Here is a 26,289-nt window from a genome sequence, read left to right on the forward strand (position 1 = left end):
GCGGGCTTGCCCCGCGAAAACCTCACACCGATCTAGAGAAACTGCTCCGCATAGTGGCACGCCACCTGCCGCGTCCCCACCTGCCGAAACGCTGGCACCTCCTTCCCACACCGTTCCGTTGCATACGGGCAGCGCTTGTGAAAGGCACACCCATCCGGCGGGTTCAATGGGTTGGGCAGCTCACCGACAATCCTGATCTTCGGTTTCAGCGGGTCGGGGTGGATCGCCGGCGTTGCCGACAGCAATGCCTGTGTATAAGGATGCAGCGGCTTCTCGTAGATGTCCGCCTTAGGCCCCATCTCCGCCGGCCGCCCCAGGTACATCACCAACACGTGGTCCGCCACATGCCGCACCACGGCGAGGTTGTGCGAGATGAATACATAGGCTGTATTGAATTCCTTCTGCAGGTCCATGAACAGGTTCAGCACCTGTGCCTGGATCGACACGTCCAGCGCCGAGGTCGGCTCGTCCGCCACCAGCACCTTGGGCTGTAGCATCATCGCCCGGGCCAGGGCGATACGCTGGCGCTGGCCACCCGAGAACATGTGCGGGTAACGCTGGTAATGCTCGGGCCGCAGGCCGACCTGCTCCATCATCTTCTGCACTTTCTCGCGCCGCTCGGCCTTGCTCAACGAGGTGTTGATCAACAGCGGCTCGGCCAACTGGTCGCCGATCTTCTGCCGCGGGTTCAGCGAGGCATAAGGGCTCTGGAAGACCATCTGCACGTCACGGCGAAGTTGCTTGCGTTCGGCCTTGCTGGCGCCCTTGACCTCGGTGCCGGCGATCTGCAGCGAGCCGGACGAGGGCTCTTCGATCAAGGTCAGCGCGCGGGCCAGGGTCGACTTGCCGCAGCCGGACTCGCCGACCACGGCCAGGGTCTTGCCGGCCTCCAGTTCGAACGATACGCCATTGAGCGCGCGCACCAGGGCATGGCCCTTGAACAGGCCACGGGACACTTCGTAATGGCGAGTCAGCTCGCGGGCAGTGAGTACGACGGCCATCACGCCACCTCCTGGTTCAGCGGGTAGAAACAACGCACCAGGCTATGTGCCTGGGGGGCGAGGGGGGGGCGCTGTTGCCGGCAGTTGTCCTGCACGTAGGGGCAGCGCGGCGACAGCAGGCAGCCTTGCGGCCGGTCATAGCGACCGGGGACGATGCCGGGCAACGTCGCCAGGCGCTCGGCACCCAGGCTGTGCTCGGGGATCGCCGCCAGCAGCGCTTCGCTGTAGGGGTGCGCTGGCACGTCGAACAGCTCGGGCACCTGGCCCACTTCCACGGCTTGGCCTGCATACATCACACAGACACGTCGCGCGGTTTCGGCCACCACGGCCAGGTCATGGGTGATCAGGATGAGCGCCATGTTGCGCTCCTTCTGCAGGTTCACCAACAGCTCCATGATCTGCGCCTGGATGGTGACATCCAGGGCCGTGGTCGGCTCATCAGCGATCAGCAGCTTGGGTTCCCCGGCAATCGCCATGGCAATCGCCACGCGCTGGCTCATACCGCCGGACAATTGGTGCGGGTAAGCGTCCAGGCGGCTTTCTGCGGCCGGGATCTCGACTTTTTTCAGCAGCTCCAGGGCACGCTGGCGCGCCGCCTTGCCCTTCAGGCCCAGATGCTGGCGCAGTACTTCCTCGATCTGAAAACCTACGGTGTAACTTGGGTTGAGCGCGGTCATCGGGTCCTGGAAGACCATGGCGATGTCCTTGCCCACCACCTTGCGCCGCTGCCGGCCGCTGAGCTTGAGCATGTTGGTGCCGTTGAACGTCAAGGTGTCGGCGGTGATGCGCCCGGGGGCGTCGATCAGCCCCATCAAGGCCATCATGGTGACCGATTTGCCCGAGCCGGATTCGCCGACGATGGCCAGGATCTCGCCGGCATCCACTGCCAGGTCCAGGCCGTCGACCACGGGTACCGCGTTGGCGTCGCCGAAGCGCACGTTGAGGTTGTTGATCTGCAACAGTGACATGGCGTTCTCCTCAGGCGGCGTTCTTGAGTTTCGGGTCCAGCGCATCACGCAGTCCGTCGCCCATCAGGTTGATTGCCAGCACGCTGAGCAGAATGGTCACCCCAGGCAGGCTGACCACCCACCAGGCGCGTTCGATGTAGTCGCGGGCCGAGGCCAGCATGGTGCCCCACTCGGGCGTTGGCGGTTGCACGCCCAGGCCCAGGAAACCCAGGGCCGCGGCGTCGAGGATCGCCGAAGAGAAACTCAAGGTGGCCTGCACGATCAACGGCGCCATGCAGTTGGGCAGCACAGTGACGAACATCAGGCGCGGCAGGCTGGCACCGGCCAGGCGGGCGGCGGTGACGTAGTCGCGGTTCAGTTCACCCATCACTGCGGCGCGGGTCAGGCGCACATAGGCGGGCAGCGAGACGATGGCGATGGCGATCACCGTGTTGAGCAGGCCGGGGCCGAGGATGGCGACGATGGCCACCGCCAGCAACAGCGACGGCAGGGCCAGCATCACGTCCATCAGGCGCATGATCGAGGGGCCGAGCAAGTGCGGGAAGAAGCCGGCCAGCAGGCCCAGCAGAATCCCCGGGATCAGCGAAATCACCACCGACGACAAGCCGATCAGCAATGACAGCCGGGCACCCTGGATCAACCGCGACAGCAGGTCGCGACCCAGCTCGTCGGTACCGAGGATGAATTGCCAGGTACCCCCTTCGAGCCACACCGGTGGGGTCAGCAGGAAGTCGCGGTACTGCTCGCTCGGGTCATGCGGGGCGACCCAGGGGGCGAACAGGGCGCAGAACACCACCAGGCACATGAAGGCCAGGCCCATCACCGCGCCCTTGTTGCGCGAGAAGGCGTGCCAGAATTCCTTGTACGGCGAGGGGTAGAGCAGGCTTTGGTCCACCGGGCTGGCCGGTGTGACGGGTTTTGCAAGTGGACTGGTCATGGCGGGGGCCTCAGCGCTGATGACGGATGCGTGGGTTGGCCAGGCCGTAGAGGATGTCCACGACGAAGTTGACCAGAATCACCAGGCAGGCGATCAACAGGATGCCGTTCTGGACCACGGGGTAGTCACGGGCACCGATGGCTTCGATCAGCCACTTGCCGATGCCCGGCCAGGAAAAGATGGTTTCGGTAAGCACCGCACCGGCCAGCAACGTGCCGACCTGCAGGCCGAATACAGTGAGCACCGGGATCAGCGCATTGCGCAGGCCGTGCACGAACACCACGCGGGCCGGCGACAGGCCCTTGGCGCGGGCGGTGCGGATGTAGTCTTCGCGCAGCACTTCGAGCATCGACGAGCGGGTCATGCGGGCGATCACCGCCAGCGGAATGGTGCCCAGCACGATGGCCGGCAGGATCAGGTGCATCACGGCGTCCTTGAACGCGCCTTCTTCGTCGCTGAGCAGGGTATCGATCAACATGAAACCGGTTTTCGGCTCGATGTCGTAGAGCAGGTCGATGCGCCCGGACACCGGCGTCCAGCCCAGGCTGACCGAGAAGAACATGATCAGGATCAGCCCCCACCAGAAGATCGGCATGGAGTACCCGGCGAGCGAAATGCCCATGACCCCGTGATCGAACAGCGAGCCGCGCTTGAGCGCGGCGATCACCCCGGCCAGCAACCCGACGATGCCGGCGAACAGCAGCGCGGCAAAGGCCAGCTCCAGGGTGGCTGGGAACAGGGTGAGGAATTCGGTCCACACGCTTTCGCGGGTGCGCAGCGATTCACCCAGGTCACCCTGGGCGAGCTTGCCCACATAGTCCAGGTACTGGACCGGCAGCGGCTTGTTCAGGCCCAGGCGCTCCATGGCCTGGGCGTGCATTTCGGGGTCGACCCTGCGCTCGCCCATCATCACTTCCACCGGGTCGCCGGGGATCAGGCGTATGAGCGCGAAGGTCAGCAAGGTGATACCGAAAAAGGTCGGGATCAGCAGGCCCAGGCGCCGGGCAATAAAACTCAACATTGTCGGGGTTACCTCATCAGCCGTTGTACGGCAGTGCCGCTGGTCCCCGTGTGGGCTGCCAGCGGTCGTTGTTTTTCTACTTCACCTTGGTGGTGGCGAAGTTGTTGTTGGTCAGAGGGTTGATCACGTAACCCTCCACGTTCTCACGCATGGCGGTAAATATCTTGGGGTGGGCCATGCTGATCCAGGGCTGGTCGTCATCGTACACCTTCAATGCCTCGCTATAGAGCCTTGCACGCTCGCCGTTGTCGGTCACCTGACGGGCCTGGTTGATCAGCGCCTGGAATTTCGAGTTGCACCAGCGTGCGTAGTTCTCGCCATTTTTCGCCGCCTCGCAACTGAGCAGCGGGGTGAGGAAATTGTCCGGGTCGCCGTTGTCGCTTGCCCAGCCTGTGGAAACCAGGTCGGCCTCGCCTTTTTTGGCCCGGCGCAGCATCTCTGCCCACTCCATGACGCGAATGTCGAGCTTGATGCCGACCTTGGCCAGGTCGGCCTGGAGCATTTCCGCCGACAGCCGTGGGTTGGGGTTGGTCGGGCCACCGCCGCTGCGGGTGAACAGGGTGATGACCGTACCGTCCGGCACACCGGCCTGTTTGAGCAGCGCACGTGCCTGGTCGAGGTCGCGCGGTGGGTTTTGGTTGTCGCGGTTGAAGCCGATCATGCTCGGCGGATAGGGGTTGATGCCGACCACGGCATTGCCTTTGCCGAACAGCTGGTCGACGTGGGCCTGGCGGTCGAAGGCCATGTTGATGGCTTTGCGCACACGCACATCGCTGAGGTATTTGTGTTCGGTGTTCATGGCGATGTAGCCGGTGACCAGTGCTTCGGTATTGGCCACCTTGAGCTTGGGGTCGGCCTTGATCGACGGCACGTCCTCAGGCTTGGGGTACAGCGCCACCTGGCATTCGTTGGCGCGCAGCTTTTGCAGGCGTACGTTACTGTCGTTGGCGATGGCGAAAATCAGGGCATCGGCCGGTGGCTTGCCACGGAAATAGTCCGGGTTGGGCTTGTAGCGGACCTGGGCGTCCTTGTTGTAGCGCTGGAAGATGAACGGGCCGGTGCCGATCGGCTTGCTGTTGAGGTCGCCGGTCTTGCCAGCCTTGAGCAACTGGTCGCCGTACTCGGCGGAGTAGATCGAGGTGAAGCCCATGGCCATGTCGCGCAGAAACGGTGCTTCAGGGCGGGTCAGGGTGATGACCACGGTACGATCGTCGGTCTTGTCCACCGACTTGAGCAATTTGCCAAAGGCCATGCTTTCGAAATACGGGTAGCCGACGCTGGTCTTGTCGTGCCAGGGGTGTTGCGGGTCGAGTTGGCGGCGCAGGCTCCACAGCACGTCATCGGCATTGAAGTCGCGGGTAGGGGTGAAGTAGTCGGTGGTGTGGAACTTCACCCCCTGGCGTAGGTGGAAGGTGTAGGTCAGGCCATCGGCTGAGATGTCCCAGCGCTCGGCCAGGGCTGGCTGTATGTCGGTAGTCCCAGGTGTGAAATCGACCAGGCGATTGAACAGCGTTTCGGACGAGGCATCGAACGTCACGGCGGTGGTGTACTGGACGACGTCGAAACCCTCGGGGCTGGCTTCGGTACACACCACCAGCGGCTTGGCCGCAAGCGGCGCGGCGCTGCCCAGGATGAGCGCTGCCAAGGCAGCGTGGAGCGGTAGCGATTTCATGAGTACTCCCTGCAAGCATTGATTCCAGCGTAGCCGCCACGGCCTGTTTTTTTCAGTGGGTGAGGCAGGCCGTGGCGTCATCGGTCAGAGGATGTTGAACGGAATGGTGGTCACCAGGCGGAACTCGTCCAGGCTGCCATCGGCCTGCGCCTTGCTGGCGCGGTGCGCGGTGTAGGTGGCGCGGATACTGGTGTCCTTCAGCGGGCCGCTCTGCACGGCGTAGCTGGTGCCGATGCCCCACTCGTAGTGGGTCTCGCCGTCCATGCCGTTGACGTCATAGGCAGTGCCCCGGTAATGGGTGCCATCGATGCCCCAGCCGCGTGCGTTGTACAGGTTGAACTTGAGGCCCGGCACGCCATACGGCGCCATGTTCAGCACATAGGAAAGCTGCAGCGATTTCTCGTTCGGGCCGTTGAAGTCCGAGAGCAGCGAGTTGGCCAGGTAGATGCCGTTGGTTTCGTGCAGGTAGTCGAAGTACTCGTTGCCGTTGACCTGTTGCCATGACGCGCTGAGGGTGTGGGCCTGGTGGGTGAGGGCGAGCGACAGGCTGTAAGTGTCGTTGTCGATCTCGCCCATCTTCTTGCTGCCTGCATCCACGGTCTTGTAGTAGTTCAGGCCGGTGCTCAGGCTGAGCACGGCGCTGTCGCCCAGCACGTGGTTGGCGCCGAAGTAGTACTGGTTCCAGAAGTCGTCGACCTTGGTGGCGTACAGGCTGGTGCTCAGGCTTTTGAACGGCTGGTAGTTGACCCCGGCAGTGCTGGCGCGGTCGGTCTCGACGCCGGCGGCGCCGTACTCGGAGCGGAACTTGCTGAGGCTTTGTTCGGTTCGGGGCGAGACGCGGTCGAAGGTGCCCAGGTCGAACGACAGGTTGTCGAATTCGGCGCTGTGCAGGAAGGCGCCCTGGAAGCTCGATGGCAGGGCGCGGTTGCCAATGTAGGCGATCATCGGCGTGTCCACCGATTGGCGGCCGAGAGTGAGCGTGGTGTTGGACACGCGGGCCTTGATGTTGCCCAGGCCCAGCTTGCTCCACTGGCCGACGGGGTCGCCGTCGCTGTGGGTCAGCGTGCGGTTGTTGGGCCCGGCGATTGCCTCGCGGCTCTGTTGCAGGGCAATGGCATTGTAGCCGGCGGCTTCGACGGCAATACCGACGGTGCCTTGGGTAAAGCCCGAGCTGTAGTTGAGGATGGTGCCCTGCAGCCAGTTCTCGCGGCTGTGGGTGTCGTGGCGAGTACCGTCGCGCTTGTAGTACTTCCAGAGCGGGGCGCGGGTGGCGCGCTCGCGGGCATACCAGTTACGAGTGCTGCCAGAGACGCTTTGGCCGTCGATGAAGCCGGTTGCCTGGTCTTGTTCACTGCTGGTCTTGAGGCTGAGTGGGACGTAGGCCTGGCTTTGGGGTTCGGCTTCGGCCACGGAGCAGACGCTGCCGAGGGTCAATGCCAGTGCGGTTGAGGTGAATAGTCTCAAGGTGAAAACTCCCTTTCCTTTTTCTAGTTATTACCGGCCTTGTGAGCCGGGCGTGTTGCTGCGGTGTTGCCAGAGTTGCCCGGGGTTGCCGGGCTAATCAGGGGGAGGGGTGTTGTTTGTAGCGGCTAGTGCCTAATCAACACTCACACCGGAAAAATTGTTGCGGCCAAAGGGGCTGACCTTGAAATCGGCAACCTTGATGCTGATCGGCTGGTTCACCGTGGAGTGCGCCACCGGGGTGATTGGCACCTGTTGCTTGAGCCGCTGCTGGGCCTGCCGGTAGAGGGCGGTGCGTTGTTCGCGGTCGGTCACCTGCTTGGCTTGCTTGACCAGGCTGTCGTACTGCGGGTCGCACCACCGGGAGTAGTTGTTGCTGCCGATGGCGTCGCAGTTGTAGAGGGTGCCGAGCCAGTTGTCGGGGTCGCCGTTGTCACCGGTCCAGCCGATCAGGGCAATGTCGTGCTCGCCGCTTTTCATGCGCTTGAGGTATTCACCCCACTCGTAGCTGACGATACGTACCTTGAAGCCAAGCTTGCTCCAGTCGGCCTGGAGCATCTCGGCCATGAGCTTGGCATTTGGGTTGTAGGGGCGCTGCACGGGCATGGCCCACAGGGTGACTTCGGTGCCTTCCTTGACCCCGGCCTGCCTGAGCAGTTGCTTGGCTTTTTGCGGGTCGAAGGGCGCGTCCTCAAGGCTGTCGTCATAGGACCACTGGGTCGGTGGCATGGCGTTGACTGCGCGCTGCCCGGAGTCCTGATACACCGCCTGAAGGATCGCCTGCTTGTTCACCGCCATGTCCATGGCCTGGCGCACTTGCAGGCGGTCGAACGGCGGGTGCTGGGTGTTGTAGGCGATGTAGCCGAGGTTGAAGCCAGGTTGCTGCAGCACTTCGAGTTTGTTATCGGCCTTGAGCGCCGGCAGGTCGGCGGGGCGCGGGTGCAGGGTGACCTGGCACTCGTTGCGCCGCAGCTTCTGAATACGTACCGAGGGGTCGATGTTGATCGAAAACACCAGGTTGTCGATTTTCACCTGGCCCGGCGCCCAGTACGCCTTGTTGCCCTTAAAGCGGATCTGCGAATCCTTCTGGTAGCGCTGGAACACGAACGGTCCGGTGCCGATGGGCTGCTGGTTGATGTCGCTGGGGCGCCCGTTGGCCATCAAGTGCTCGGCGTACTCGGCGGAAAGCACCGAGGCGAAGCTCATGGCCAGGTTCTGCACGAAGGCGGCGTCGACCTTGTTCAGGGTGAACATCACGGTCAGCGGCCCGGTCTTTTCGAGGCGGGCGATGTTCTTGTCCAGGCCCATGCTGACGAAGTACGGGAATTCGGTGGGGTAGGCCTGACGGAACGGGTGGCCCTTGTCGAGCATGCGGTTGAAGGTGAACAGCACGTCGTCGGCATTGAAGTCGCGGCTGGGGCTGAACGCCTTGTTGGCGTGGAACTTCACCCCCTCACGCAGGTGGAAGGTGTAGCGCAGCCCATCGTCGGACACGTCCCATTGGGTGGCCAGGGCCGGCTGCACCGCCGTGCCACCGCGCTCGAACTCGACCAGGCGGTTGTACAGCGGTTCGGCGGCGTCGTTGTCAGTGGCGCTGGTGTACTGGGCCGTGTCGAAGCCGGCCGGGCTGCCCTCGGAGCAGAACACCAGGTTTTTTGCGAGCAGGGCCGGGGAGAGGCTTATCAGGCCCAGCGCGAGCAGGGTCGAAAGGGGGGTGGCAGGGCGCATGGCAAGTCCTTGTTGGTCTGTTTCGCCGCCTCGGGGTACGAATGGCGGCAACAGTTCGCCGATCCCGCTGCGGATGGCGGCGGGGCGGTATGCTGTGATCGGATCTGGTGGGGCTGGCACCCGCCGCCTGGCGGGTGCCGGGATCTACCCTATTTGTCCACGCTGACGCCGTAGAAGGCGTTCAACGCGAACGGGCTGATCTTGAAGTCCTTCACCTTGGCGCTCATGGGCTGGTACACGGTGGAGTGGGCGATCGGGGTGATCGGCACCTGCTCCTTGAGGATGTGCTGCGCCTGCTGGTACAGCTCGGTGCGCTTGGCCTGGTCCGAGGTGGCCTTGGCCTGCTTGATCAGGTCGTCGTAAGGCTTGTAGCACCACTTGGAGAAATTGTTGCCGTCGACGGCATCGCAGCCGTACAGGGTGCCCAGCCAGTTGTCCGGGTCACCGTTGTCGCCGCTCCAGCCAATCAGCATGGCGCCTTGTTCGCCGCCTTTTGAGCGCTTGATGTACTCGCCCCATTCATAGCTGACGATTTTTGCCTTGATGCCGATCTTGGCCCAGTCGGCTTGCAGCATTTCAGCCATCAGCTTGGCATTTGGGTTGTACGGGCGTTGCACCGGCATGGCCCACAGGGTGATCTCGGTGCCTTCCTTGATGCCGGCTTGCTTGAGCAGCTGTTTGGCCTTTTCCGGGTCGTAGGTGGCGTCCTTGATACTGTCGTCATAGGACCACTGGGTGGGCGGCATGCCGTTTACCGCCAACTGACCGGCACCCTGGTAAACCGATTCGATGATTTTCTTCTTGTCCACCGCCATGTCCAGTGCCTGGCGCACTTCGAGTTTGGCCATGGGGTTGGGTGCGTCGCTGCCCTTGATCTTGTCCATCACGTTGTAGGCGATGTAACCGAGGTTGAAGCCGGCCTGATGCGGCATCTGCAGGTTCTTGTCGGCCTTGAGCGGCTCGATGTCCGCCGGCCGCGGAAACAAGGTGACCTGGCACTCGCCCTTTTTCAGCTTCTGCATGCGCACCGAGGCATCGGTGGTGATGGCGAAGATCAGGTTGTCGATCTTCACGTCCTCGGGTTTCCAGTAGTCCTTGTTGCCCTTGAAACGGATCTGCGCGTCTTTCTGGTACTTGCTGAACACGAACGGGCCGGTGCCGATCGGCTTCTGGTTGAGGTCGGCGGCCTTGCCCCCCTTGAGCAACTGGTCGGCGTACTCGGCCGACTGAATGGAGGCGAAACTCATCGCCAGGTTCTGGATGAACGCGGCGTCGACGTCGTTGAGGGTGAACTTGACCGTGTGTTCGTCGACTTTCTCCAGCTTGGCAATGTTCTTGTCCATGCCCATGTCGGTGAAGTAGGGGAACTCGGTGGGGTAGGCCTTACGGAACGGGTGGTCCTTGTCGAGCATGCGGTTGAAGGTGAACAGCACGTCGTCGGCATCGAACGGGCGGCTTGGCTTGAAGTAGTCAGTGGTGTGGAACTTGACCCCTTCGCGCAGGTGGAAAATGTAGGCCTTGCCGTCGTCGGACACTTCCCATTTTGTCGCCAGGCCCGGAATCACGGCGGTACCGCCACGTTCGAACTGGGTCAGGCGGTTGAACACGGTCTCGGCCGAGGCGTCGAAGTCGGTTCCCGTTGTGTACTGCCCTGGGTCGAAGCCGGCGGGGCTGCCTTCGGAGCAGAACACCAAGTTGGACGCCGCGTGGGCGTGGGGGGCGCCAGCGAGCAAACCTGCGCCAAGCAGGAACGGAATGACTGCGTGTTTGAGCATGGTGGCCTCATTGTTGTCATTTTTGATTGAGGTGGCCTCGTGAGCCGACCTGAGGATACTTATGCAGGGGCTATTCCCAATGCAACACTCGGAAGGACAGTTGGCGCCAGAAATGTGGTACGACCGTACATGGATGTCGCATCAGTATAACTTTTGGCGAAGTTAAACGTTTGCGAGGGCAAAATGATGGCTTTTTGCTGAATGTTACGAGGGGGAGGAATTGTAGGCATGCACCGCCAGGGTGCGTAGGAAATGTCTGAAAATGCTAAAAGTGGCCATGCTGCGGGGCTGGCCAGAAGGGGGCGCAACGCGCCCCACTGTGCCTCAAGGCATCTGAACTTCGATCAAGCCATCGGCATTCATGCTGACTTCGCTGGTGCCCGCCTCGATATCCGGCGCCGGTGCCGCTTCGTCACCCGCCATAGCCTTCATGGCCATCGGTGCGCTGCGCATATAAGGGCGCGGGTAACCGCTGCTGTTGAGGTTCAGGTTGACCACTTTGTAGCCCTTGCCACCCAGTGCCTCGGTGGCCAACTGAGCGCGTGCCTTGAAGGCATTGACGGCGTCCTTGAGCAGGTCGTCCTCGCTGGCCTTGCGCGTGGCCGGGGCGATGGAGAAGTCCATGCCGCCCATTTTCAGCGCTTGCAGCAGGTCGGCGGTCAGTTGCGACAGGGCTGGGAAGTTGGCGCTCTCCAGGCGCAGCTCGGCACGTTCACGCCAGCCGGTGATCTTTTGCCCTTTGCTGTCGTACACCGGGTAGCTGTTGCGGCTGCCCTGGCTGATCTTCACATCCTTGACCTGGCGAGACTGCTGCACAGCCTTGTTCATGGTCTCGGTGATCTCTTTGGCAAGCTTGCCCGGGTCGGTGTTCTGCGCTTCGCTGTAGAGGGTCACGACCATCAGGTCGCGCGGCACTTCCTTGCTGACTTCGGCACGCAGCGATACCTGGTTGTAGCGCGGCTCTTCGGCCGCCAGCGCAGGCAGGCTGGCGAGCAGCCCGCACGACAGGATCAGGGCAGTGCCGCGACGAGGGATTTGCATGTAAGACTCCTTGGCAATAAAAGGGCGTGGGATCTGGTCTCCATTCCACGCATGGCCCATCAGACCGGGAACAGTGTAGTGGGTTCAAAAGTGCCACTATGCACCTGTGACAAAGTGTGGCGCTTTGCCGCATCGCTGCAGTGAGGCGCCCGGCTTCGGTATACTCCAGCCGATTTTCTGGAGCACTCATCAGGAGAGCTCATGCTCGCTGACGTACAACCGTTGTCCGCTACCCGTCAGAACCTCTGGCGCCTGACTGTCATCCGCGTGCTGGTCCTGGCTGCCCAGGCAGGCTCGGTGGGCGTCGCCTACTGGACCGACCTGCTGCCCTTGCCATGGTTTTCGCTGGCAGCAACGCTGGCCCTGTCGTCCATCCTGTGTGCGTTCACCGCGTTGCGCCTGCGCCTGTCGCTGCCGGTCACTGAACTTGAGTATGCACTGCAGCTTGCCTGCGACCTGTTGATCCACAGTGCCTTGCTGTATTACTCCGGCGGCTCGACCAACCCGTTCGTTTCCTATTACCTGGTGCCGCTGGCCATTGCCGCGGTGACCTTGCCCTGGCTCTATTCGTTGATCCTTTCGGGCATCGCGCTGACGGCCTACAGCTTGCTGCTGGTGCAGTTCTACCCGCTTGAAGGGCTGCCGATGGCGCGGGACAAGATGCAGGTCTACGGCATGTGGCTGAGCATCGCCCTGGCGGCCGCAGTCATCACCTTCTTTGCCGCGCGCATGGCCGAGGAGCTGCGGCGCCAGGAACAACTGCGCTCCGAGCGCCGTGAAGAGAGCCTGCGCGATGAGCAATTGCTGGCCGTGGCCACCCAGGCCGCCGGCGCTGCCCATGAGCTGGGCACACCGCTGGCGACCATGAGCGTACTGCTTAACGAAATGCGCCAGGACCACCCCGACCCTTTGTTGCAGGAAGACCTGCAGATCCTTCAGGACCAGGTCAAGCTGTGCAAGGAAACCTTGCAGCAACTGGTGCGTGCCGCCGAGGCCAATCGCCGCCTGGCCATGGTCGAGCAGGACGTCACCGTCTGGCTGGACGAGGCGCTCAACCGTTGGCACCTGATGCGGCCCGAAGCCAGTTACCGCTTCCAGCGCCTCAGGGACGGCCAGGTACCCCGCCTGACGCCGCCACCTGACCTGACCCAGGCCCTGCTGAACCTGCTGAACAATGCAGCCGACGCGTGCCCGGACGACCTTGAGGTGCGCCTGGACTGGGACGCCGAGGACATTGTCATCAGCATTCGTGACCATGGCCCTGGTGTGCCCCCGGCAATCGCCGAAGCGATTGGCAAACCCTTTATTACCACCAAGGGCAAAGGCTTCGGCCTGGGCCTGTTCTTGAGCAAGGCCAGCGTGACGCGTGCGGGCGGTTCGGTGAAACTCTATAGTCATGAGCAGGGTGGCACCCTGACCGAACTGCGCCTGCCCCATGGCAAGCGAGGAGATGAATGATGAGTGAAGATATCCAGGTTGAAGGCGAAGAGCTGCCGCACCTGCTGCTGGTGGATGACGATGCCACCTTTACCCGGGTCATGGCACGCGCCATGAGCCGCCGCGGGTTCCGCGTGAGCACCGCAGGCTCGGCTGAGGAGGGGCTGATCCTGGCCCAGCAGGACCTGCCGGACTACGCCACGCTGGACCTGAAGATGGAAGGTGACTCAGGGTTGGTGCTGTTGCCCAAGCTGCTGGAGCTGGACCCGGAGATGCGGGTGGTGATCCTCACCGGTTACTCGAGCATCGCCACCGCAGTCGAGGCGGTCAAACGCGGTGCCTGCAACTACCTGTGCAAGCCGGCCGATGCTGACGATGTACTCGCGGCGCTGCTTTCCGAGCACGCTGACCTGGATGCCCTGGTGCCGGAAAACCCGATGTCGGTCGACCGCCTGCAGTGGGAGCACATCCAGCGCGTGCTGAACGAACACGAAGGCAATATCTCGGCCACGGCGCGGGCGTTGGGCATGCACCGGCGGACCTTGCAGCGCAAGCTGCAGAAGCGACCGGTTCGGCGCTGACCCGTTCGCCGGGCAAGCCCGCTGCCACACATTGTGGGAGCGGGCTTGCCCCGCGAAAGGTCCCTGGCTGTCAGACACTTCTCTGTATCGCATCCCGATCCCCGCAACTCGCAGCCGTTGACGTATCATTAGCCCCCTGACGGCAACTCCCTGCAGGATCGCATGCTCGCCCTTCTTATCCAGACGCTGAACATCACGGCGCCCGTTTTCGCCATGCTGTTCATGGGCATACTGCTCAAACGCATCCACCTGATCGACGACAACTTCAACCGTGTCGCGTCGCAGCTGGTGTTCAATGTCTGCATGCCGGCGCTGCTGTTCCTGGGCATCTACCACGCCGACCTGGCGGCCGCGGTCAAACCCGGCGTCATCCTGTATTTCGTCGCTGCCACCCTGGTTGGCTTCGCCGTGGCCTGGGGGCTGGCCCTCTGGCGTTGCCCGCCGGCAGACCGCGGCATCTACACCCAAGGCGCATTTCGCGGCAACAACGGCGTGATCGGCCTGGCGCTGGCCGCCAGCCTGTACGGCGACTACGGTATCTCGCTAGGGGCGGTGCTGGCAGGCCTGGTGATCCTCATGTACAACTCGCTGTCGGCGGTGGTGCTGGCGGTGTACAGCCCGGACCTCAAGTCTGACCCGTGGAGCATCTGCAAGAGCATCTTCAGCAACCCCTTGATCCTCAGCGTGCTGGTGGCAACGCCCATGGCCTACGGCCAGGTGCCGCTGCCCAACTGGTTGCTCACCTCGGGCGACTACCTGGCGCAGATGACCCTGCCGCTGGCGCTGATCTGCATTGGCGGTACCCTGTCGCTGGCGGCGCTGCGTGACAGTGGCAGGCTGGCGATCGATGCCAGCCTGGTGAAGATGGTCTGGTTGCCGCTGGTCGGCACGTTGGGTGCCTGGCTGTGCGGTTTCCGCGGTGCCGAGCTGGGCATCCTGTTCCTGTACATCGGCAGCCCTACCGCAGCGGCCAGCTACGTGATGGCACGGGCGGCCAATGGCAACCATGAATTGGCTGCCTCGATCATCGTGATCACGACGCTAATGGCGGCGATCACCACCAATATCGGTATTTTCATCTTGCAGTGGGGCGGATGGATCTAGATCCTTGACTGCAAATAACAGCAATAACACTGCCTCACTGAGCTAAAGGACACTTCATGCAAGACCAGAGCACGCCCGAGCGCTTGCAGCGCGGGTTGAAGAACCGCCATATCCAGCTGATCGCGCTGGGTGGGGCCATCGGCACGGGGCTGTTTCTGGGGATCGCCCAGACCATTCAGCTGGCTGGCCCTTCCGTTTTGCTGGGCTATGCCATTGCCGGCCTGATGGCCTTCTTCATCATGCGCCAGCTTGGCGAAATGGTGGTCGAAGAGCCGGTCGCCGGCAGCTTCAGCCACTTTGCCCACCAGTACTGGAGCGAATTCGCAGGCTTCGTCTCGGGCTGGAACTACTGGGTGGTGTACGTGCTGGTGGGCATGGCCGAGCTGACGGCGGTGGGCATCTATGTGCAGTACTGGTGGCCAGATTTCCCTACTTGGGCGACGGCGGCGATCTTCTTCGTGGTCATCAACCTCATCAACCTGACGCAGGTGAAAGTCTACGGTGAGATGGAGTTCTGGTTCGCCCTGGTCAAGGTGGTGGCCATCGTCAGCATGATCGGCTTTGGTGCCTGGCTGCTGAGCAGCGGCCATGGCGGCCCGGATGCCAGCGTGGCCAACCTGTGGCAGTACGGTGGTTTCTTCCCTAACGGCGTCACTGGCCTGGTCATGGCCCTGGCCGTGATCATGTTCTCCTTCGGTGGGCTGGAGCTGGTGGGGATCACCGCTGCCGAGGCGGACAACCCGCGTCAGAGCATCCCCAAGGCCACCAACCAGGTGGTCTACCGCATCCTGATTTTCTACATTGGCGCCTTGGCGGTGCTGCTGTCGCTGTACCCATGGCAGAAGGTGGTGCAGGGGGGCAGCCCGTTCGTGATGATCTTCCATGAGCTGGACAGCGACCTGGTGGCGACGATCCTCAACGTCGTGGTGTTGACGGCTGCGCTGTCGGTTTACAACAGTTGTGTCTACGCCAACAGCCGCATGCTGTTCGGCCTGGCCAGCCAGGGCGATGCGCCGCGTCAGTTGCTCAAGGTCAGCCGCAGTGGCGTCCCGCTGACGGCGCTGGGCGTTTCGGCGTTCGCCACCGGCCTGTGCGTACTGATCAACTACCTGATGCCGGGGGAAGCCTTCGGTTTGCTGATGGCCCTGGCGGTGTCGGCGCTGGTGATCAACTGGGCGAGCATCAGCATTACCCACCTGAAGTTCCGCAAGGCCAAGCTGGGCGCGGGCATTACCCCGTTTTATCAGAGCTGGGGGCACCCGATTACCAATTACCTGTGCCTGGCGTTCATCGTGCTGATTCTGGTGGTGATGTACCTGACGCCGCCGATTCGTATTTCGGTGATGTTGATTCCGGGTTGGATCGCGGTGCTGTGGGTGGCGTTCCGGTTGAAGAAGGCGCGGCAGGCCAAGGGGTGAGGGGCTGACAAGCGCCTGGCTCGATCTCACAGGCGCAGCAAACCGCAAGGCATGCACCTGGCAGCCATCACGCTACCCCTTACGGCACCTCAATGCTGTCGGCGCCAGGCGCGCACGGTGGTATACAGCAACACCACCGCTAGTACCGGCAGCACATAAAACAGCATGAGCCGTTCCAGGCGCCCGGCCAGTGGCATGCCGGTGGTGAAGGCCACCACATGCAGCCCATAGGCCAGGTACAGGCAAAGGAACACCAAGCCTTCAGCGCGGGTAATCCGGTACCCCGAATAAAACACCGGCAGGCTTAGCGCCGCCACACCCAGCATCACCGGCAAGTCAAAGGCCAGTGCGTTGGGTGAGATCGACAGCGGCTCTGGCGTGATCAGCGCAGTCAGCCCCAATACCCCCAGCAGGTTGAACAGGTTGCTGCCGATCACCGTGCCCACGGCGATCTCCCGTTCGCCGCGAAGGGCGGCGATCATCGCCGCCGCCAACTCTGGTAGCGACGTGCAGACCGCCACCACGGTCAGGCCGATGATGCGTTCGGACAGCCCCAGGTCGGTCGCCACCTCGACGACGGCTTCCAGCAGCAGGTGCCCGGCCAGGCTCAGCAGGCCAAGGCCGAGGGCAATCTGCAACAGGGCGCCAGACCAGAAGCGTGCGCCGCTGACGGTGATGACGCTGGGCGCGGGGTAGGTGCGGGCGTAATGCCGCGATTGGTGCCAGAGCATGCCCAGGTAGCCCACCAGTGCCAACAGCAGCAGCAGGCCCTCCCAGCGGCCCAGGTAGCCATTGGCGGCGAGCGCATACACCAGCGCGCTGGCGACGATCATCAGGGGGATATCCAGGCGCACCAGCTGGCGTGATACGCGCAGCGGGATGATCAGCGCGGCCAGGCCGAGAATCACCAGCACGTTGAAGATATTGCTGCCGATCACGCTGCCGACTGCGACATCGGGTGCGCCTTGGTAGGCAGCCTGCAGGCTTACGGTGAGCTGCGGCGCGGTGCTGCCGAAGGCCACCAGGCTCAGGCCGATGATCAATGGCCGCACGTGCAGGCGCAGGGCCAGGCGCAGGGCCACACGTACCAGTAGCTCTGCACCGCAGGCCAGCAGCACGAGGGCGACGCCCAGTTGCAGGAGGCTGAAGGTGGGAAGGGTGGCGAGGTCGAAAATGGTCGGGCTCCAGTCGGTCAGTCGCTCAGACCTTGTACCCGGACGCGCGCCGTTCCGCTACGGAGCATGCCAATTTTTTCTGCTGCGGCGCGTGACAGGTCGATCAGCCGGCCACGTGTGTGCGGGCCGCGGTCGTTGATGCGCACCACCACGCTGCGTTGGTTGGCAAGGTTGGTGACCAGCACCTTGCTGCCGAAGGGCAGGCTGCGGTGAGCGGCGGTGAGGGCATGCTGGTTGAAAGGCTCGCCACTGGCCGTGCGTTTGCCGTGGTGGCGGGCGCCGTAATAAGAGGCGGTACCGGTCTGGTTGTAGCCGCGAGGGTCGATGTCGTGGCTGGCGCAGCCGGCCAGCAGGGAGAAGAGTGCGAGGGTGCCGAGGGATCGTTTTAGCAAGTCGAAAGCTCCGGTGCTGCCGTTGGGGCTGCTGTGCGGCCCTTCGCGGGGCCAGTCGGATCGCCGCACCGCCGCTCCCACAGGTACTGGGCTGCGCAATACCTGTGGGAGCGGCGGTGCGGCGATCCGACTGGCCCCGCGAACGAGGGCAAAGCCCTCGCCGCATTTTTCAGCTCAGCCTTCGAGCTTGGCTTTGAGCAATTGGTTCACTTGCCCAGGGTTGGCCTTGCCCTTCGACGCTTTCATCGCCTGGCCGACGAAGAAGCCGAACATCTTGCCACGCTTGGCCTCGTCGGCGGCGCGGTACTGTTCGACCTGTTCGGCGTTGGCAGCCAGCATCTCGTCGAGCATCGTCTCGATTGCACCGGTGTCGGTAACCTGCTTCAGGCCACGGCTTTCGATGATGCTGTCGGCATCGCCTTCACCGGCGGCCATGGCTTCGAACACGGTCTTGGCAATCTTGCCGCTGATGGTGTTGTCGCGAATCCGCAGCAACATGCCACCGAGCTGCTCGGCACTGACCGGCGCCTGGTCGATCTCGATGCCCAGCTTGTTCAGCAGGCTGCCCAGCTCGACCATGACCCAGTTGGCGGCCAGCTTGGCGTCGCCGCCAATCTTCACCACTTCTTCGAAGTAGTCCGCCTGTTCACGGCTGGAGGCCAGCACGTTGGCGTCGTAGGCCGACAGGCCGTACTGGCTCTGGAAGCGCTCGACCTTTTGCGGTGGCAGCTCGGGCAAGCCGGCACGGATGGTGTCGAGGAAGCTGTCCTCGATGACCACCGGCAGCAGGTCCGGGTCGGGGAAGTAACGGTAGTCGTTGGCTTCCTCCTTGCTGCGCATGGAGCGGGTCTCGTCCTTGTTCGGGTCGTACAGGCGGGTTTCCTGGATGACCCTGCCACCGTCTTCGATCAGGTCGATCTGGCGCTGGATCTCGCTGTTGATCGCACGCTCGATGAAGCGGAACGAGTTGACGTTCTTGATCTCGCAGCGGGTGCCGAACTCGGCCTGGCCCTTGGGGCGGATCGACACGTTGCAGTCGCAGCGCAGCGAGCCTTCGGCCATGTTGCCGTCGCAGATGCCCAGGTAGCGCACCAGGGCGTGGATGGCCTTGACGTAGGCCACGGCCTCCTTGGCGCTGCGCATGTCCGGCTCGGAGACGATTTCCAGCAGCGGCGTGCCGGCGCGGTTCAGGTCGATGCCGGTAGAGCCGCTGAAGTCTTCGTGCAGGCTCTTGCCGGCGTCTTCTTCCAGGTGCGCACGGGTAACCCCGATGCGCTTGATGGTGCCGTCTTCCAGGGCGATATCCAGGTGGCCCTTGCCGACGATCGGCAGCTCCATCTGGCTGATCTGGTAGCCCTTGGGCAGGTCGGGGTAGAAGTAGTTCTTGCGCGCGAACACGTTGCGCTTGCCGATCTCGGCGTCGATCGCCAGGCCGAACATGCAGGCCATGCGCACGGCTTCCTGGTTCAGCACCGGCAGTACGCCGGGCATCCCCAGGTCAACCAGGCTGGCCTGGGTATTCGGCTCGGAGCCGAAGGTGGTGGCGCTGCCGGAGAAGATCTTCGACTGGGTAGCGAGCTGGGTATGAATTTCCAGCCCGATCACAACTTCCCATTGCATGTGTGAACTCCTCAGAAGCCGTTGGGGGCACGGGTGTGCCAGTCGGTCACTTGCTGGTAGCGGTGCGCGACGTTGAGCAGGCGGCCTTCCTGGAAGTACGGCGCCAGCAACTGCACGCCAACGGGCAGGCCATCGACGAAGCCGGCCGGCATCGACAGGCCGGGCAGGCCTGCCAAGTTGGCGGTGATGGTGTAGACGTCTTCAAGGTAGGCGGCGACTGGGTCGCTGCTCTTGGCGCCGAGCTTCCAGGCCAGGTTCGGCGTGGTCGGGCCAAGGATCAGGTCGACGTCGTTGAACGCGGCCATGAAGTCGTTCTTGATCAGGCGGCGGATCTGCTGCGCCTTGACGTAGTAGGCGTCGTAATAGCCGGCCGACAGGGCGTAGGTGCCGACCATGATGCGGCGCTGCACTTCGGCGCCGAAGCCTTCGCCACGCGAGCGCTTGTACAGGTCGGTCAGGTCTTTGGGGGCTTCGCAGCGGTAGCCGAAACGCACGCCATCGAAACGCGACAGGTTGGAGGACGCTTCAGCGGGCGCGATCACGTAGTACGCCGGGATGGCATGCTGCATGTTCGGCAGGCTGATTTCCTTGATCACGGCGCCGAGCTTTTCCAGCTCCTTGACGCTGGCTTGCACCCGTTCGGCGATGCGCGGGTCGAGGCCGGCGCTGAAGTATTCCTTCGGCAGGCCAATGCGCAGGCCTTGCAGCGAGGCGTTGAGGTTGGCGCTGTAGTCCGGCACCGGTTCTTCGATGCTGGTGGAGTCCTTGGCGTCGAAACCGGCCATGCCTTGCAGCAGCAGCGCGCAGTCTTCGGCGGTACGGGCCAGTGGGCCGCCCTGGTCGAGGCTGGAGGCGTAAGCGATCATGCCCCAGCGCGAAACACGACCGTACGTCGGTTTCAGGCCGGTCAGGTTGGTCAGCGCTGCCGGCTGTCGGATCGAGCCGCCGGTGTCGGTGCCAGTGGAGGCTGGCAGCAGGCGCGCGGCGACGGCAGCAGCCGAGCCACCGGACGAGCCGCCAGGCACGTGCTCGAGGTTCCACGGGTTTTTCACCGGGCCATAGTGGCTGGATTCGTTGGCCGAACCCATGGCGAATTCGTCCATGTTGGTCTTGCCCAGGGTGACCATGCCGGCTTCGGCCAGCTTGGCGACCACGGTGGCATCGTACGGCGCCTTGAAGTTGTCGAGCATCTTCGAGCCGCAGCTGGTGCGTACACCGTTGGTGCAGAACAGGTCCTTGTGGGCGATCGGCGCGCCCAGCAGTGCCCCGGCCTCGCCAGCGGCGCGGCGGGCGTCGGCGGCACGGGCCTGGCCCAGGGCCAGCTCTTCGGTGACGCTGATGAAGCTGTTGATTTGCGGGTCGAGTTGCTTGATGCGCGCCAGCAGGGCGCCCGTCAGCTCTTCGGAGGAAAACGACTTGTCGGCGAGTCCGCGGGCGATCTCGGCCAGGGTCAATTGATGCATGGCAGGCTCTATCCCTTACTCGATGACTTTGGGAACCAGGTACAGACCGCTTTCGGTCGAGGGTGCGATGGCCTGGTAGGCCTCGCGCTGGTTGCTTTCGGTGACCTGGTCGGGACGCAGTCGCTGGCTGGCCTCCAGGGGGTGGGCCAGGGGCTCGATGCCCGTGGTGTCGACCGCTTGCATCTGGTCGACCAGCCCGAGAATGCTGTTCAGTGCATCGGTAATACGTGGCAGTTCGCCATCATTCAGCCCCAGACGGGCCAGATGGGCGATCTTTTCCACGTCGCAGCGTTCAAGCGCCATGGGGATCTCCAGGGGGAACAAAGAACGGAATAAGGTCCGTGATGAGGAACATGTCGGCATTCTGGCGGTCATACGGCCGCGATCATCTGCTGGCGTGCTCGGAAAAACGACCAATTTAACATATTGGCTCCTTGCCCAAAATCCCTGCCATTGTTAGAGTTTGCCGCACTTTTTTACCCACGCTTTCCCCAGGGTCACTTTCCCATGTTCAAGAAACTGCGTGGCATGTTTTCCAGCGATCTTTCCATCGACCTGGGTACTGCCAACACCCTTATTTACGTGCGTGAGCGCGGTATCGTCCTGAATGAGCCCTCGGTTGTTGCCATCCGTACCCATGGCAATCAGAAAAGCGTCGTCGCCGTCGGTACCGAAGCCAAACGCATGCTGGGCCGTACGCCCGGCAACATTGCTGCCATTCGTCCGATGAAGGACGGCGTCATCGCCGACTTCAGCGTTTGTGAAAAAATGTTGCAGTATTTCATCAACAAGGTTCACGAGAACAGCTTCCTGCAGCCCAGCCCTCGCGTGCTGATCTGCGTGCCGTGCAAGTCGACCCAGGTAGAGCGCCGCGCGATTCGCGAGTCGGCCCTGGGTGCCGGTGCCCGCGAAGTCTTCCTGATCGAAGAGCCCATGGCCGCCGCCATCGGTGCCGGCCTGCCGGTTGAAGAGGCCCGTGGCTCGATGGTCGTCGATATCGGCGGTGGTACCACCGAAATCGCGCTGATCTCCCTCAACGGTGTGGTCTATGCCGAATCCGTGCGGGTTGGCGGCGATCGCTTTGACGAAGCCATCGTCACCTACGTGCGCCGCAACTACGGCAGCCTGATTGGCGAGTCCACCGCCGAGCGTATCAAACAGGAAATCGGCACCGCCTACCCGGGCGGCGAAGTGCGCGAAGTCGATGTCCGTGGTCGTAACCTGGCCGAGGGCGTACCGCGTGCCTTCACCCTGAACTCCAACGAAGTGCTCGAAGCGCTGCAGGAGTCGCTGGCGACCATCGTTCAGGCGGTCAAGAGCGCCCTGGAGCAGTCGCCGCCGGAGCTGGCCTCCGACATCGCCGAGCGCGGCCTGGTGTTGACCGGTGGTGGCGCACTGCTGCGCGACCTCGACAAGCTGCTGGCCCAGGAAACCGGCCTGCCGGTGATCGTCGCCGAGGACCCGCTGACCTGTGTCGCCCGTGGCGGCGGTCGCGCCCTGGAGATGATGGACAAGCACGCGATGGACCTGCTCTCCAGCGAGTGATCCTGCTCGCGGCTCATGAGCGCCCGGTTTACAGGTAGCACGCACAGTGCTACCTGTATGCGCTGGGCTGGCGTCCGTTTGGGCGTCGTTTCCGTCAACCCGCAACCAGGCTGGTGCGTTGTCCCATGTCCAATGACCTCCTGAGTCGTCCACGAGGAACGGCCCATTAAACCGCTTTTCTCCAAGGGCCCTTCGCTGGGCGTTCGTCTACTCGTATTGGTGGTGCTGTCGATCGCGTTGATGGTGGTCGATGCGCGCTTTGCCGTGCTCAAGCCTGTGCGCAGCCAGATGGGCATGGTGTTGATGGAATCGTACTGGATCACCGATTTGCCGCAGCGCTTGTGGCAAGGCGTGGCGGGCCAGTTCGGCAGCCGTACCGAACTGATCGCGGAAAACGAAAAGCTCAAGACCGAGGCCCTGCTGTTGCAGGGGCGCCTGCAGAAGCTGGCGGCCCTGACCGAGCAGAACGTGCGCTTGCGTGAGTTGCTCAATTCTTCGGCCCTGGTCAACGAAAAGGTCGAAGTGGCCGAGCTGATCGGCGTCGACCCCAACCCGTTCACCCACCGCATCCTGATCAACAAGGGTGAGCGCGATGGTGTGTTCCTCGGCCAGCCGGTGCTCGACGCCCGCGGCCTGATGGGCCAGGTGGTCGAATTGATGCCTTACACCTCGCGGGTGCTGTTGCTGACCGATACCACCCATAGCATTCCGGTGCAGGTCAACCGCAATGGCCTGCGCGCCATCGCCAGCGGTACCGGCAACCCGGAGCGGCTGGAGCTGCGCCATGTGGCCGATACCGCCGACATCAAGGAAGGCGACCTGTTGGTCAGCTCCGGTATGGGCCAGCGCTTCCCGGCCGGCTACCCGGTGGCCACGGTCAACGAAGTGATTCACGACTCCGGCCAGCCGTTTGCCATTGTCCGCGCCATCCCTACCGCCGCACTCAACCGCAGCCGCTACATGCTGCTGGTGTTCAGTGACCGGCGTACCCCGGAACAGCGCGCCACCGACGCGGCGATTGCGCAGGAAGAGGCCGACCGCAAGGGCACCGCGGTGGGTGTTCAGCCTGGCGCCAATGGCGAGCAGGCCGCACCTGCCGGTACCGCAACCGCGCCCGTCGCGCCCGCAACACCGGCAGCCCCTGCCACGCAGCCCGCTGCTGCGCCTGTAGCGCCTGCGGCACCCGCCGTGCCAGCGGCAGCGCCCGCTCAACCCCGGAGGCAATGATGGCTGCATCACGCCGCAACAACGGCTGGGTCATCTGGCTGACATTCGCCATTGGCTTGCTGCTCAGCGTCTCGCCCATGCCTCAGTTCATGGAAGTGTTCCGGCCCATGTGGCTGGCGCTGCTGGTATCGTTCTGGACCCTTGCCGTGCCGAGCAAGGTCGGCATGACCACGGCCTTCGTGCTGGGCCTGGCCGAGGATGTGCTGTATGGCACGTTGCTTGGGCAGAACGCGCTGATCCTGACCCTGATCACCTTCCTGGTGCTGTCGCTGCAGCAGCGCCTGCGCATGTTCCCCATGTGGCAGCAGAGCCTGGTGATCCTGGTGATCTTCGGCATCGCCCAGCTGATACAGCTATGGCTCAGCGCGCTGACCGGCAACCGCCTGCCGACCCTGGCGCTGGTGTGGTCGGCGGTCATCAGCGCCTTGCTCTGGCCATGGATCAGCTTTGCCCTGCGCGACCTGCGCCGACGCTTGCACATAAATTGACGGCGTTGCCGCGACTGACAGGGAGATGTCTACATGAACCCGTTTTACCTGGCCTCTGGCTCGCCCCGTCGTCGTGAACTGCTGACCCAGATCGGCGTACCGTTCACTACAGTAAGCGCCCCCATCGATGAAACCCCGCTGGCCAATGAAGGTGCCCAGGCCTATGTCGAGCGCCTCGCCCGGGCCAAGGCCGAAGCTGGCCTTGCCAGCCTGAAGGGCCCGGCGGTGGTGCTGGGCGCAGACACCGCAGTGGTCCTCGATGGCCGTATTCTCGGCAAACCGGAAAACCGTGAACATGCCCTGGCCATGCTGGCCGACTTGTCTGGCCGCGAACATCAGGTATTGACCGCTGTCGCCCTGAGCGATGGGGCGCGCACCCTGAGCCTGTGCGTCACCAGCAGTGTGCGCTTTCGTGCCATCAGCGCCGATGAAGCAGCGCGCTACTGGGCCAGCGGTGAGCCTGCCGACAAAGCCGGCGGTTATGCCATCCAGGGGCTGGGCGCAGTGTTCGTCACCGGCCTTGCAGGCAGTTACTCTGCGGTGGTGGGTTTGCCGCTGAGCGAGACCGCCGATCTGCTCGCCGGGTTCGGCATCGCCTGCTGGCAACTGCCTGCGCTTTCTCCAGAGGTAACAAAGCCGCAGTAGCCAGCGCTGCCTGCGCGATCCATCATTATCCAAGACCTTTGACGAGAGCCTGCCATGAGTGAAGAGATCCTGATCAACATCACCCCGATGGAGTCACGTGTGGCGGTGGTGGAAAACGGGGTGCTGCAGGAAGTGCACGTCGAGCGCACCCAGCGCCGCGGCATCGTCGGCAATATCTACAAGGGCAAGGTGGTACGCGTGCTGCCCGGCATGCAGGCGGCGTTCGTCGACATCGGCCTGGAGCGGGCTGCCTTCATCCATGCCTCGGAAATTTCCCAGCGCGAAGGCTCGGCGGTAGAAAACATCACCGCGCTGGTGCATGAAGGCCAGGCGCTGGTGGTACAGGTGACCAAGGACCCGATCGGCACCAAGGGCGCCCGCCTGACCACGCAGTTGTCGATCCCTTCGCGCTACCTGGTGTACATGCCGCGCAGCAGCCATGTTGGTATTTCCCTCAAGATCGAAGACGAAGCCGAGCGTGATCGCCTCAAGCAGGTGGTCAGCAGCTGCATGGACAGCGAGAACATCAAGGACGCCGGCGGCTTCATCCTGCGCACTGCCGCCGAAGGCGCCCGCGCCGAAGAGATCCTGCAGGATATTCGCTACCTGCGCCGCCTGTGGGAACAGATCGGCAGCCAGATCCAGACCTGCGGCGCGCCCACGGTAATCTACGAAGACCTCGGCCTGGCCCTGCGTACCCTGCGCGACCTGGTCAACCCGAAGATCGAGAAAATCCGCATCGACTCGCGGGAAACGTTCCAGAAAACCACGCAGTTCGTCGGCGAATTGATGCCTGAGATTGCCGATCGGCTCGAGCATTACCCTGGCGAGCGGCCGATCTTTGACCTGTACGGTGTCGAAGACGAGATTCAGCGTGCCCTGGAGCGCAAGGTGCCGCTCAAGTCCGGTGGCTATCTGGTGGTCGACCCTGCTGAGGCAATGACCACCATCGACGTCAACACCGGCGCCTTCGTCGGCCATCGCAACCTTGAAGAAACTATCTTCAAGACCAACCTTGAAGCCGCTACCGCCATTGCCCGGCAACTGCGCCTGCGCAACATCGGCGGCATCATCATCATCGACTTCATCGACATGGAAGATGAAGAGCATCAGCGCCAAGTGCTGCGCACCCTGGAAAAGCAGCTCGAGCGTGATCACGCCAAGACCAACATCATCGGCATTACCGAGCTGGGCCTGGTGCAGATGACCCGCAAGCGCACGCGTGAGAGCCTCGAGCAGGTGCTCTGCGAACCCTGCCTGGCGTGCCAGGGCCGTGGCAAGCTGAAAACCCCCGAGACCATTTGTTACGAGATCTTCCGTGAGATCCTTCGCGAAGCCCGTGCCTACCAGGCCGAGGGCTACCGCGTACTGGCCAACCAGAAAGTGGTCGACCGCCTGCTGGACGAAGAGTCGGGCAACGTGGCGGAGCTTGAAACCTTCATCGGCAGAACTATTCGCTTCCAGGTCGAGTCGATGTACTCGCAGGAACAATACGATGTGGTGCTGCTCTGAGGCTTACCAAAACGCAGCACAGGATGGCCGGGCTGGCAAAACCGGTACTTGGGGCCATCATGGATAAACGACCTGGAG

The 26,289-nt window shown here is 63.1% G+C and carries 23 protein-coding genes; 9 read left to right on the forward strand and 14 right to left on the reverse strand.

All coding sequences use genetic code 11. The features are described 5' to 3' along the window. Positions 1 to 32: 32 nt before the first annotated feature. The 9 genes from LOY26_RS04560 to LOY26_RS04600 form a co-directional block, all read right to left on the reverse strand. Positions 33 to 1,001, reverse strand: coding sequence for a peptide ABC transporter ATP-binding protein (locus LOY26_RS04560; RefSeq protein ID WP_033701139.1), 969 nt, complete (start codon positions 999 to 1,001; stop codon positions 33 to 35). Further along, complete coding sequence (locus tag LOY26_RS04565; protein WP_033701138.1) at positions 1,001 to 1,969, reverse strand: ABC transporter ATP-binding protein; 969 nt, start codon at positions 1,967 to 1,969, stop codon at positions 1,001 to 1,003. Before LOY26_RS04565 ends, LOY26_RS04560 begins: the two co-directional genes overlap by 1 nt. Positions 1,970 to 1,979: 10 nt before the next feature. Further along, the gene (locus LOY26_RS04570) at positions 1,980 to 2,906 is read right to left on the reverse strand and encodes an ABC transporter permease subunit (protein WP_033701137.1); all 927 of its coding nucleotides are present in this window, start codon (positions 2,904 to 2,906) and stop codon (positions 1,980 to 1,982) included. 10 nt (positions 2,907 to 2,916) lie between these two features. Then, positions 2,917 to 3,927, reverse strand: coding sequence for an ABC transporter permease subunit (locus LOY26_RS04575; protein WP_016485006.1), 1,011 nt, complete (start codon positions 3,925 to 3,927; stop codon positions 2,917 to 2,919). Positions 3,928 to 4,003: 76 nt separating this feature from the next. Further along, positions 4,004 to 5,599, reverse strand: a complete 1,596-nt coding sequence (locus tag LOY26_RS04580) for an ABC transporter substrate-binding protein (protein ID WP_047581366.1) — start codon at positions 5,597 to 5,599, stop codon at positions 4,004 to 4,006. An 84-nt stretch (positions 5,600 to 5,683) separates the two neighbouring features. Beyond that, positions 5,684 to 7,063, reverse strand: coding sequence for an OprD family porin (locus tag LOY26_RS04585; protein ID WP_033701134.1), 1,380 nt, complete (start codon positions 7,061 to 7,063; stop codon positions 5,684 to 5,686). 132 nt (positions 7,064 to 7,195) lie between these two features. Then, on the reverse strand, positions 7,196 to 8,788 hold the full coding sequence (locus tag LOY26_RS04590; RefSeq protein WP_033701133.1) for an ABC transporter substrate-binding protein: 1,593 nt from the start codon (positions 8,786 to 8,788) through the stop codon (positions 7,196 to 7,198). 149 nt (positions 8,789 to 8,937) lie between these two features. Further along, positions 8,938 to 10,563, reverse strand: coding sequence for an ABC transporter substrate-binding protein (locus tag LOY26_RS04595; protein ID WP_047581369.1), 1,626 nt, complete (start codon positions 10,561 to 10,563; stop codon positions 8,938 to 8,940). Positions 10,564 to 10,887: 324 nt separating this feature from the next. Next, entirely contained in the window at positions 10,888 to 11,604 is a 717-nt protein-coding gene (locus tag LOY26_RS04600) for an SIMPL domain-containing protein (protein ID WP_186657034.1), read from the reverse strand. A 201-nt stretch (positions 11,605 to 11,805) separates the two neighbouring features. Here LOY26_RS04600 and LOY26_RS04605 point away from each other — a divergent pair, with 201 nt between their 5' ends. The 4 genes from LOY26_RS04605 (at position 11,806) to LOY26_RS04620 (ending at position 16,144) form a co-directional block, all read left to right on the forward strand. Further along, positions 11,806 to 13,062 carry an ATP-binding protein gene (locus LOY26_RS04605; protein WP_033701130.1) on the forward strand — a complete coding sequence of 419 codons (1,257 nt, stop codon included), beginning with the start codon at positions 11,806 to 11,808 and terminating at the stop codon, positions 13,060 to 13,062. Continuing rightward, positions 13,062 to 13,622 (forward strand): response regulator transcription factor, encoded by a 561-nt coding sequence (locus tag LOY26_RS04610; protein ID WP_033701129.1) that lies wholly within the window; start codon positions 13,062 to 13,064, stop codon positions 13,620 to 13,622. The genes LOY26_RS04605 and LOY26_RS04610 overlap by 1 nt, the downstream gene beginning before the upstream one ends. A gap of 162 nt (positions 13,623 to 13,784) precedes the next feature. Next, positions 13,785 to 14,726: an AEC family transporter gene (locus LOY26_RS04615; RefSeq protein WP_033701128.1), complete on the forward strand. Its 942-nt coding sequence runs from the start codon at positions 13,785 to 13,787 to the stop codon at positions 14,724 to 14,726. A 56-nt stretch (positions 14,727 to 14,782) separates the two neighbouring features. Further along, positions 14,783 to 16,144, forward strand: a complete 1,362-nt coding sequence (locus LOY26_RS04620; protein ID WP_033701127.1) for an amino acid permease — start codon at positions 14,783 to 14,785, stop codon at positions 16,142 to 16,144. Between the two features lie 89 nt (positions 16,145 to 16,233). On the opposite strand, the gene LOY26_RS04625 is transcribed toward LOY26_RS04620, so the two are convergent. The 5 genes from LOY26_RS04625 to gatC all read right to left on the reverse strand — a co-directional run bounded on the left by LOY26_RS04625 (position 16,234) and on the right by gatC (position 21,097). Continuing rightward, positions 16,234 to 17,277, reverse strand: a complete 1,044-nt coding sequence (locus tag LOY26_RS04625; protein WP_033701126.1) for a calcium/sodium antiporter — start codon at positions 17,275 to 17,277, stop codon at positions 16,234 to 16,236. Between the two features lie 59 nt (positions 17,278 to 17,336). Beyond that, a complete protein-coding gene (locus tag LOY26_RS04630; RefSeq protein ID WP_186657038.1) occupies positions 17,337 to 17,711 on the reverse strand; it encodes a septal ring lytic transglycosylase RlpA family protein in 375 nt (124 codons plus the stop codon). Positions 17,712 to 17,885: 174 nt separating this feature from the next. Continuing rightward, a complete protein-coding gene (gatB, locus tag LOY26_RS04635; RefSeq protein ID WP_033701124.1) occupies positions 17,886 to 19,331 on the reverse strand; it encodes an Asp-tRNA(Asn)/Glu-tRNA(Gln) amidotransferase subunit GatB in 1,446 nt (481 codons plus the stop codon). 11 nt (positions 19,332 to 19,342) lie between these two features. Continuing rightward, a complete protein-coding gene (gatA, locus tag LOY26_RS04640; protein WP_258714451.1) occupies positions 19,343 to 20,794 on the reverse strand; it encodes an Asp-tRNA(Asn)/Glu-tRNA(Gln) amidotransferase subunit GatA in 1,452 nt (483 codons plus the stop codon). Between the two features lie 15 nt (positions 20,795 to 20,809). Beyond that, positions 20,810 to 21,097, reverse strand: coding sequence for an Asp-tRNA(Asn)/Glu-tRNA(Gln) amidotransferase subunit GatC (gene gatC, locus LOY26_RS04645; protein WP_027595588.1), 288 nt, complete (start codon positions 21,095 to 21,097; stop codon positions 20,810 to 20,812). 204 nt (positions 21,098 to 21,301) lie between these two features. Between gatC and mreB the strand changes: the two genes are divergently transcribed. The 5 genes from mreB to rng all read left to right on the forward strand — a co-directional run bounded on the left by mreB (position 21,302) and on the right by rng (position 26,211). Then, positions 21,302 to 22,339: a rod shape-determining protein MreB gene (gene mreB, locus LOY26_RS04650; protein ID WP_003255163.1), complete on the forward strand. Its 1,038-nt coding sequence runs from the start codon at positions 21,302 to 21,304 to the stop codon at positions 22,337 to 22,339. A 195-nt stretch (positions 22,340 to 22,534) separates the two neighbouring features. Next, positions 22,535 to 23,566 (forward strand): rod shape-determining protein MreC, encoded by a 1,032-nt coding sequence (gene mreC, locus LOY26_RS04655; RefSeq protein WP_236643889.1) that lies wholly within the window; start codon positions 22,535 to 22,537, stop codon positions 23,564 to 23,566. Beyond that, positions 23,566 to 24,054 (forward strand): rod shape-determining protein MreD, encoded by a 489-nt coding sequence (gene mreD, locus LOY26_RS04660; RefSeq protein ID WP_019473693.1) that lies wholly within the window; start codon positions 23,566 to 23,568, stop codon positions 24,052 to 24,054. Before mreC ends, mreD begins: the two co-directional genes overlap by 1 nt. A gap of 33 nt (positions 24,055 to 24,087) precedes the next feature. Next, positions 24,088 to 24,699 carry a nucleoside triphosphate pyrophosphatase gene (locus LOY26_RS04665; protein ID WP_033701122.1) on the forward strand — a complete coding sequence of 204 codons (612 nt, stop codon included), beginning with the start codon at positions 24,088 to 24,090 and terminating at the stop codon, positions 24,697 to 24,699. A gap of 54 nt (positions 24,700 to 24,753) precedes the next feature. Next, positions 24,754 to 26,211 (forward strand): ribonuclease G, encoded by a 1,458-nt coding sequence (rng, locus tag LOY26_RS04670; RefSeq protein ID WP_033701120.1) that lies wholly within the window; start codon positions 24,754 to 24,756, stop codon positions 26,209 to 26,211. Positions 26,212 to 26,289: the final 78 nt, after the last annotated feature.

It is taken from the genome of Pseudomonas sp. B21-047 (assembly GCF_024748775.1).
Taxonomy (GTDB): Bacteria; Pseudomonadota; Gammaproteobacteria; order Pseudomonadales; family Pseudomonadaceae; genus Aquipseudomonas; species Aquipseudomonas capeferrum.

Excerpts from the sequence above, each read along its gene's own strand:
- LOY26_RS04560 (WP_033701139.1), bottom strand. The coding sequence starts at position 1,001 with ATGGCCGTCGTACTCACTGCCCGCGAGCTGACTCGCCATTACGAAGTG.
- LOY26_RS04565 (WP_033701138.1), bottom strand. The coding sequence starts at position 1,969 with ATGTCACTGTTGCAGATCAACAACCTCAACGTGCGCTTCGGCGACGCC.
- LOY26_RS04570 (WP_033701137.1), bottom strand. The coding sequence starts at position 2,906 with ATGACCAGTCCACTTGCAAAACCCGTCACACCGGCCAGCCCGGTGGAC.
- LOY26_RS04575 (WP_016485006.1), bottom strand. The coding sequence starts at position 3,927 with ATGTTGAGTTTTATTGCCCGGCGCCTGGGCCTGCTGATCCCGACCTTT.
- LOY26_RS04580 (WP_047581366.1), bottom strand. The coding sequence starts at position 5,599 with ATGAAATCGCTACCGCTCCACGCTGCCTTGGCAGCGCTCATCCTGGGC.
- LOY26_RS04590 (WP_033701133.1), bottom strand. The coding sequence starts at position 8,788 with ATGCGCCCTGCCACCCCCCTTTCGACCCTGCTCGCGCTGGGCCTGATA.
- LOY26_RS04595 (WP_047581369.1), bottom strand. The coding sequence starts at position 10,563 with ATGCTCAAACACGCAGTCATTCCGTTCCTGCTTGGCGCAGGTTTGCTC.
- LOY26_RS04600 (WP_186657034.1), bottom strand. The coding sequence starts at position 11,604 with ATGCAAATCCCTCGTCGCGGCACTGCCCTGATCCTGTCGTGCGGGCTG.
- LOY26_RS04605 (WP_033701130.1), top strand. The coding sequence starts at position 11,806 with ATGCTCGCTGACGTACAACCGTTGTCCGCTACCCGTCAGAACCTCTGG.
- LOY26_RS04610 (WP_033701129.1), top strand. The coding sequence starts at position 13,062 with ATGAGTGAAGATATCCAGGTTGAAGGCGAAGAGCTGCCGCACCTGCTG.
- LOY26_RS04615 (WP_033701128.1), top strand. The coding sequence starts at position 13,785 with ATGCTCGCCCTTCTTATCCAGACGCTGAACATCACGGCGCCCGTTTTC.
- LOY26_RS04620 (WP_033701127.1), top strand. The coding sequence starts at position 14,783 with ATGCAAGACCAGAGCACGCCCGAGCGCTTGCAGCGCGGGTTGAAGAAC.
- gatB (WP_033701124.1), bottom strand. The coding sequence starts at position 19,331 with ATGCAATGGGAAGTTGTGATCGGGCTGGAAATTCATACCCAGCTCGCT.
- gatA (WP_258714451.1), bottom strand. The coding sequence starts at position 20,794 with ATGCATCAATTGACCCTGGCCGAGATCGCCCGCGGACTCGCCGACAAG.
- gatC (WP_027595588.1), bottom strand. The coding sequence starts at position 21,097 with ATGGCGCTTGAACGCTGCGACGTGGAAAAGATCGCCCATCTGGCCCGT.
- mreB (WP_003255163.1), top strand. The coding sequence starts at position 21,302 with ATGTTCAAGAAACTGCGTGGCATGTTTTCCAGCGATCTTTCCATCGAC.
- mreD (WP_019473693.1), top strand. The coding sequence starts at position 23,566 with ATGGCTGCATCACGCCGCAACAACGGCTGGGTCATCTGGCTGACATTC.
- LOY26_RS04665 (WP_033701122.1), top strand. The coding sequence starts at position 24,088 with ATGAACCCGTTTTACCTGGCCTCTGGCTCGCCCCGTCGTCGTGAACTG.
- rng (WP_033701120.1), top strand. The coding sequence starts at position 24,754 with ATGAGTGAAGAGATCCTGATCAACATCACCCCGATGGAGTCACGTGTG.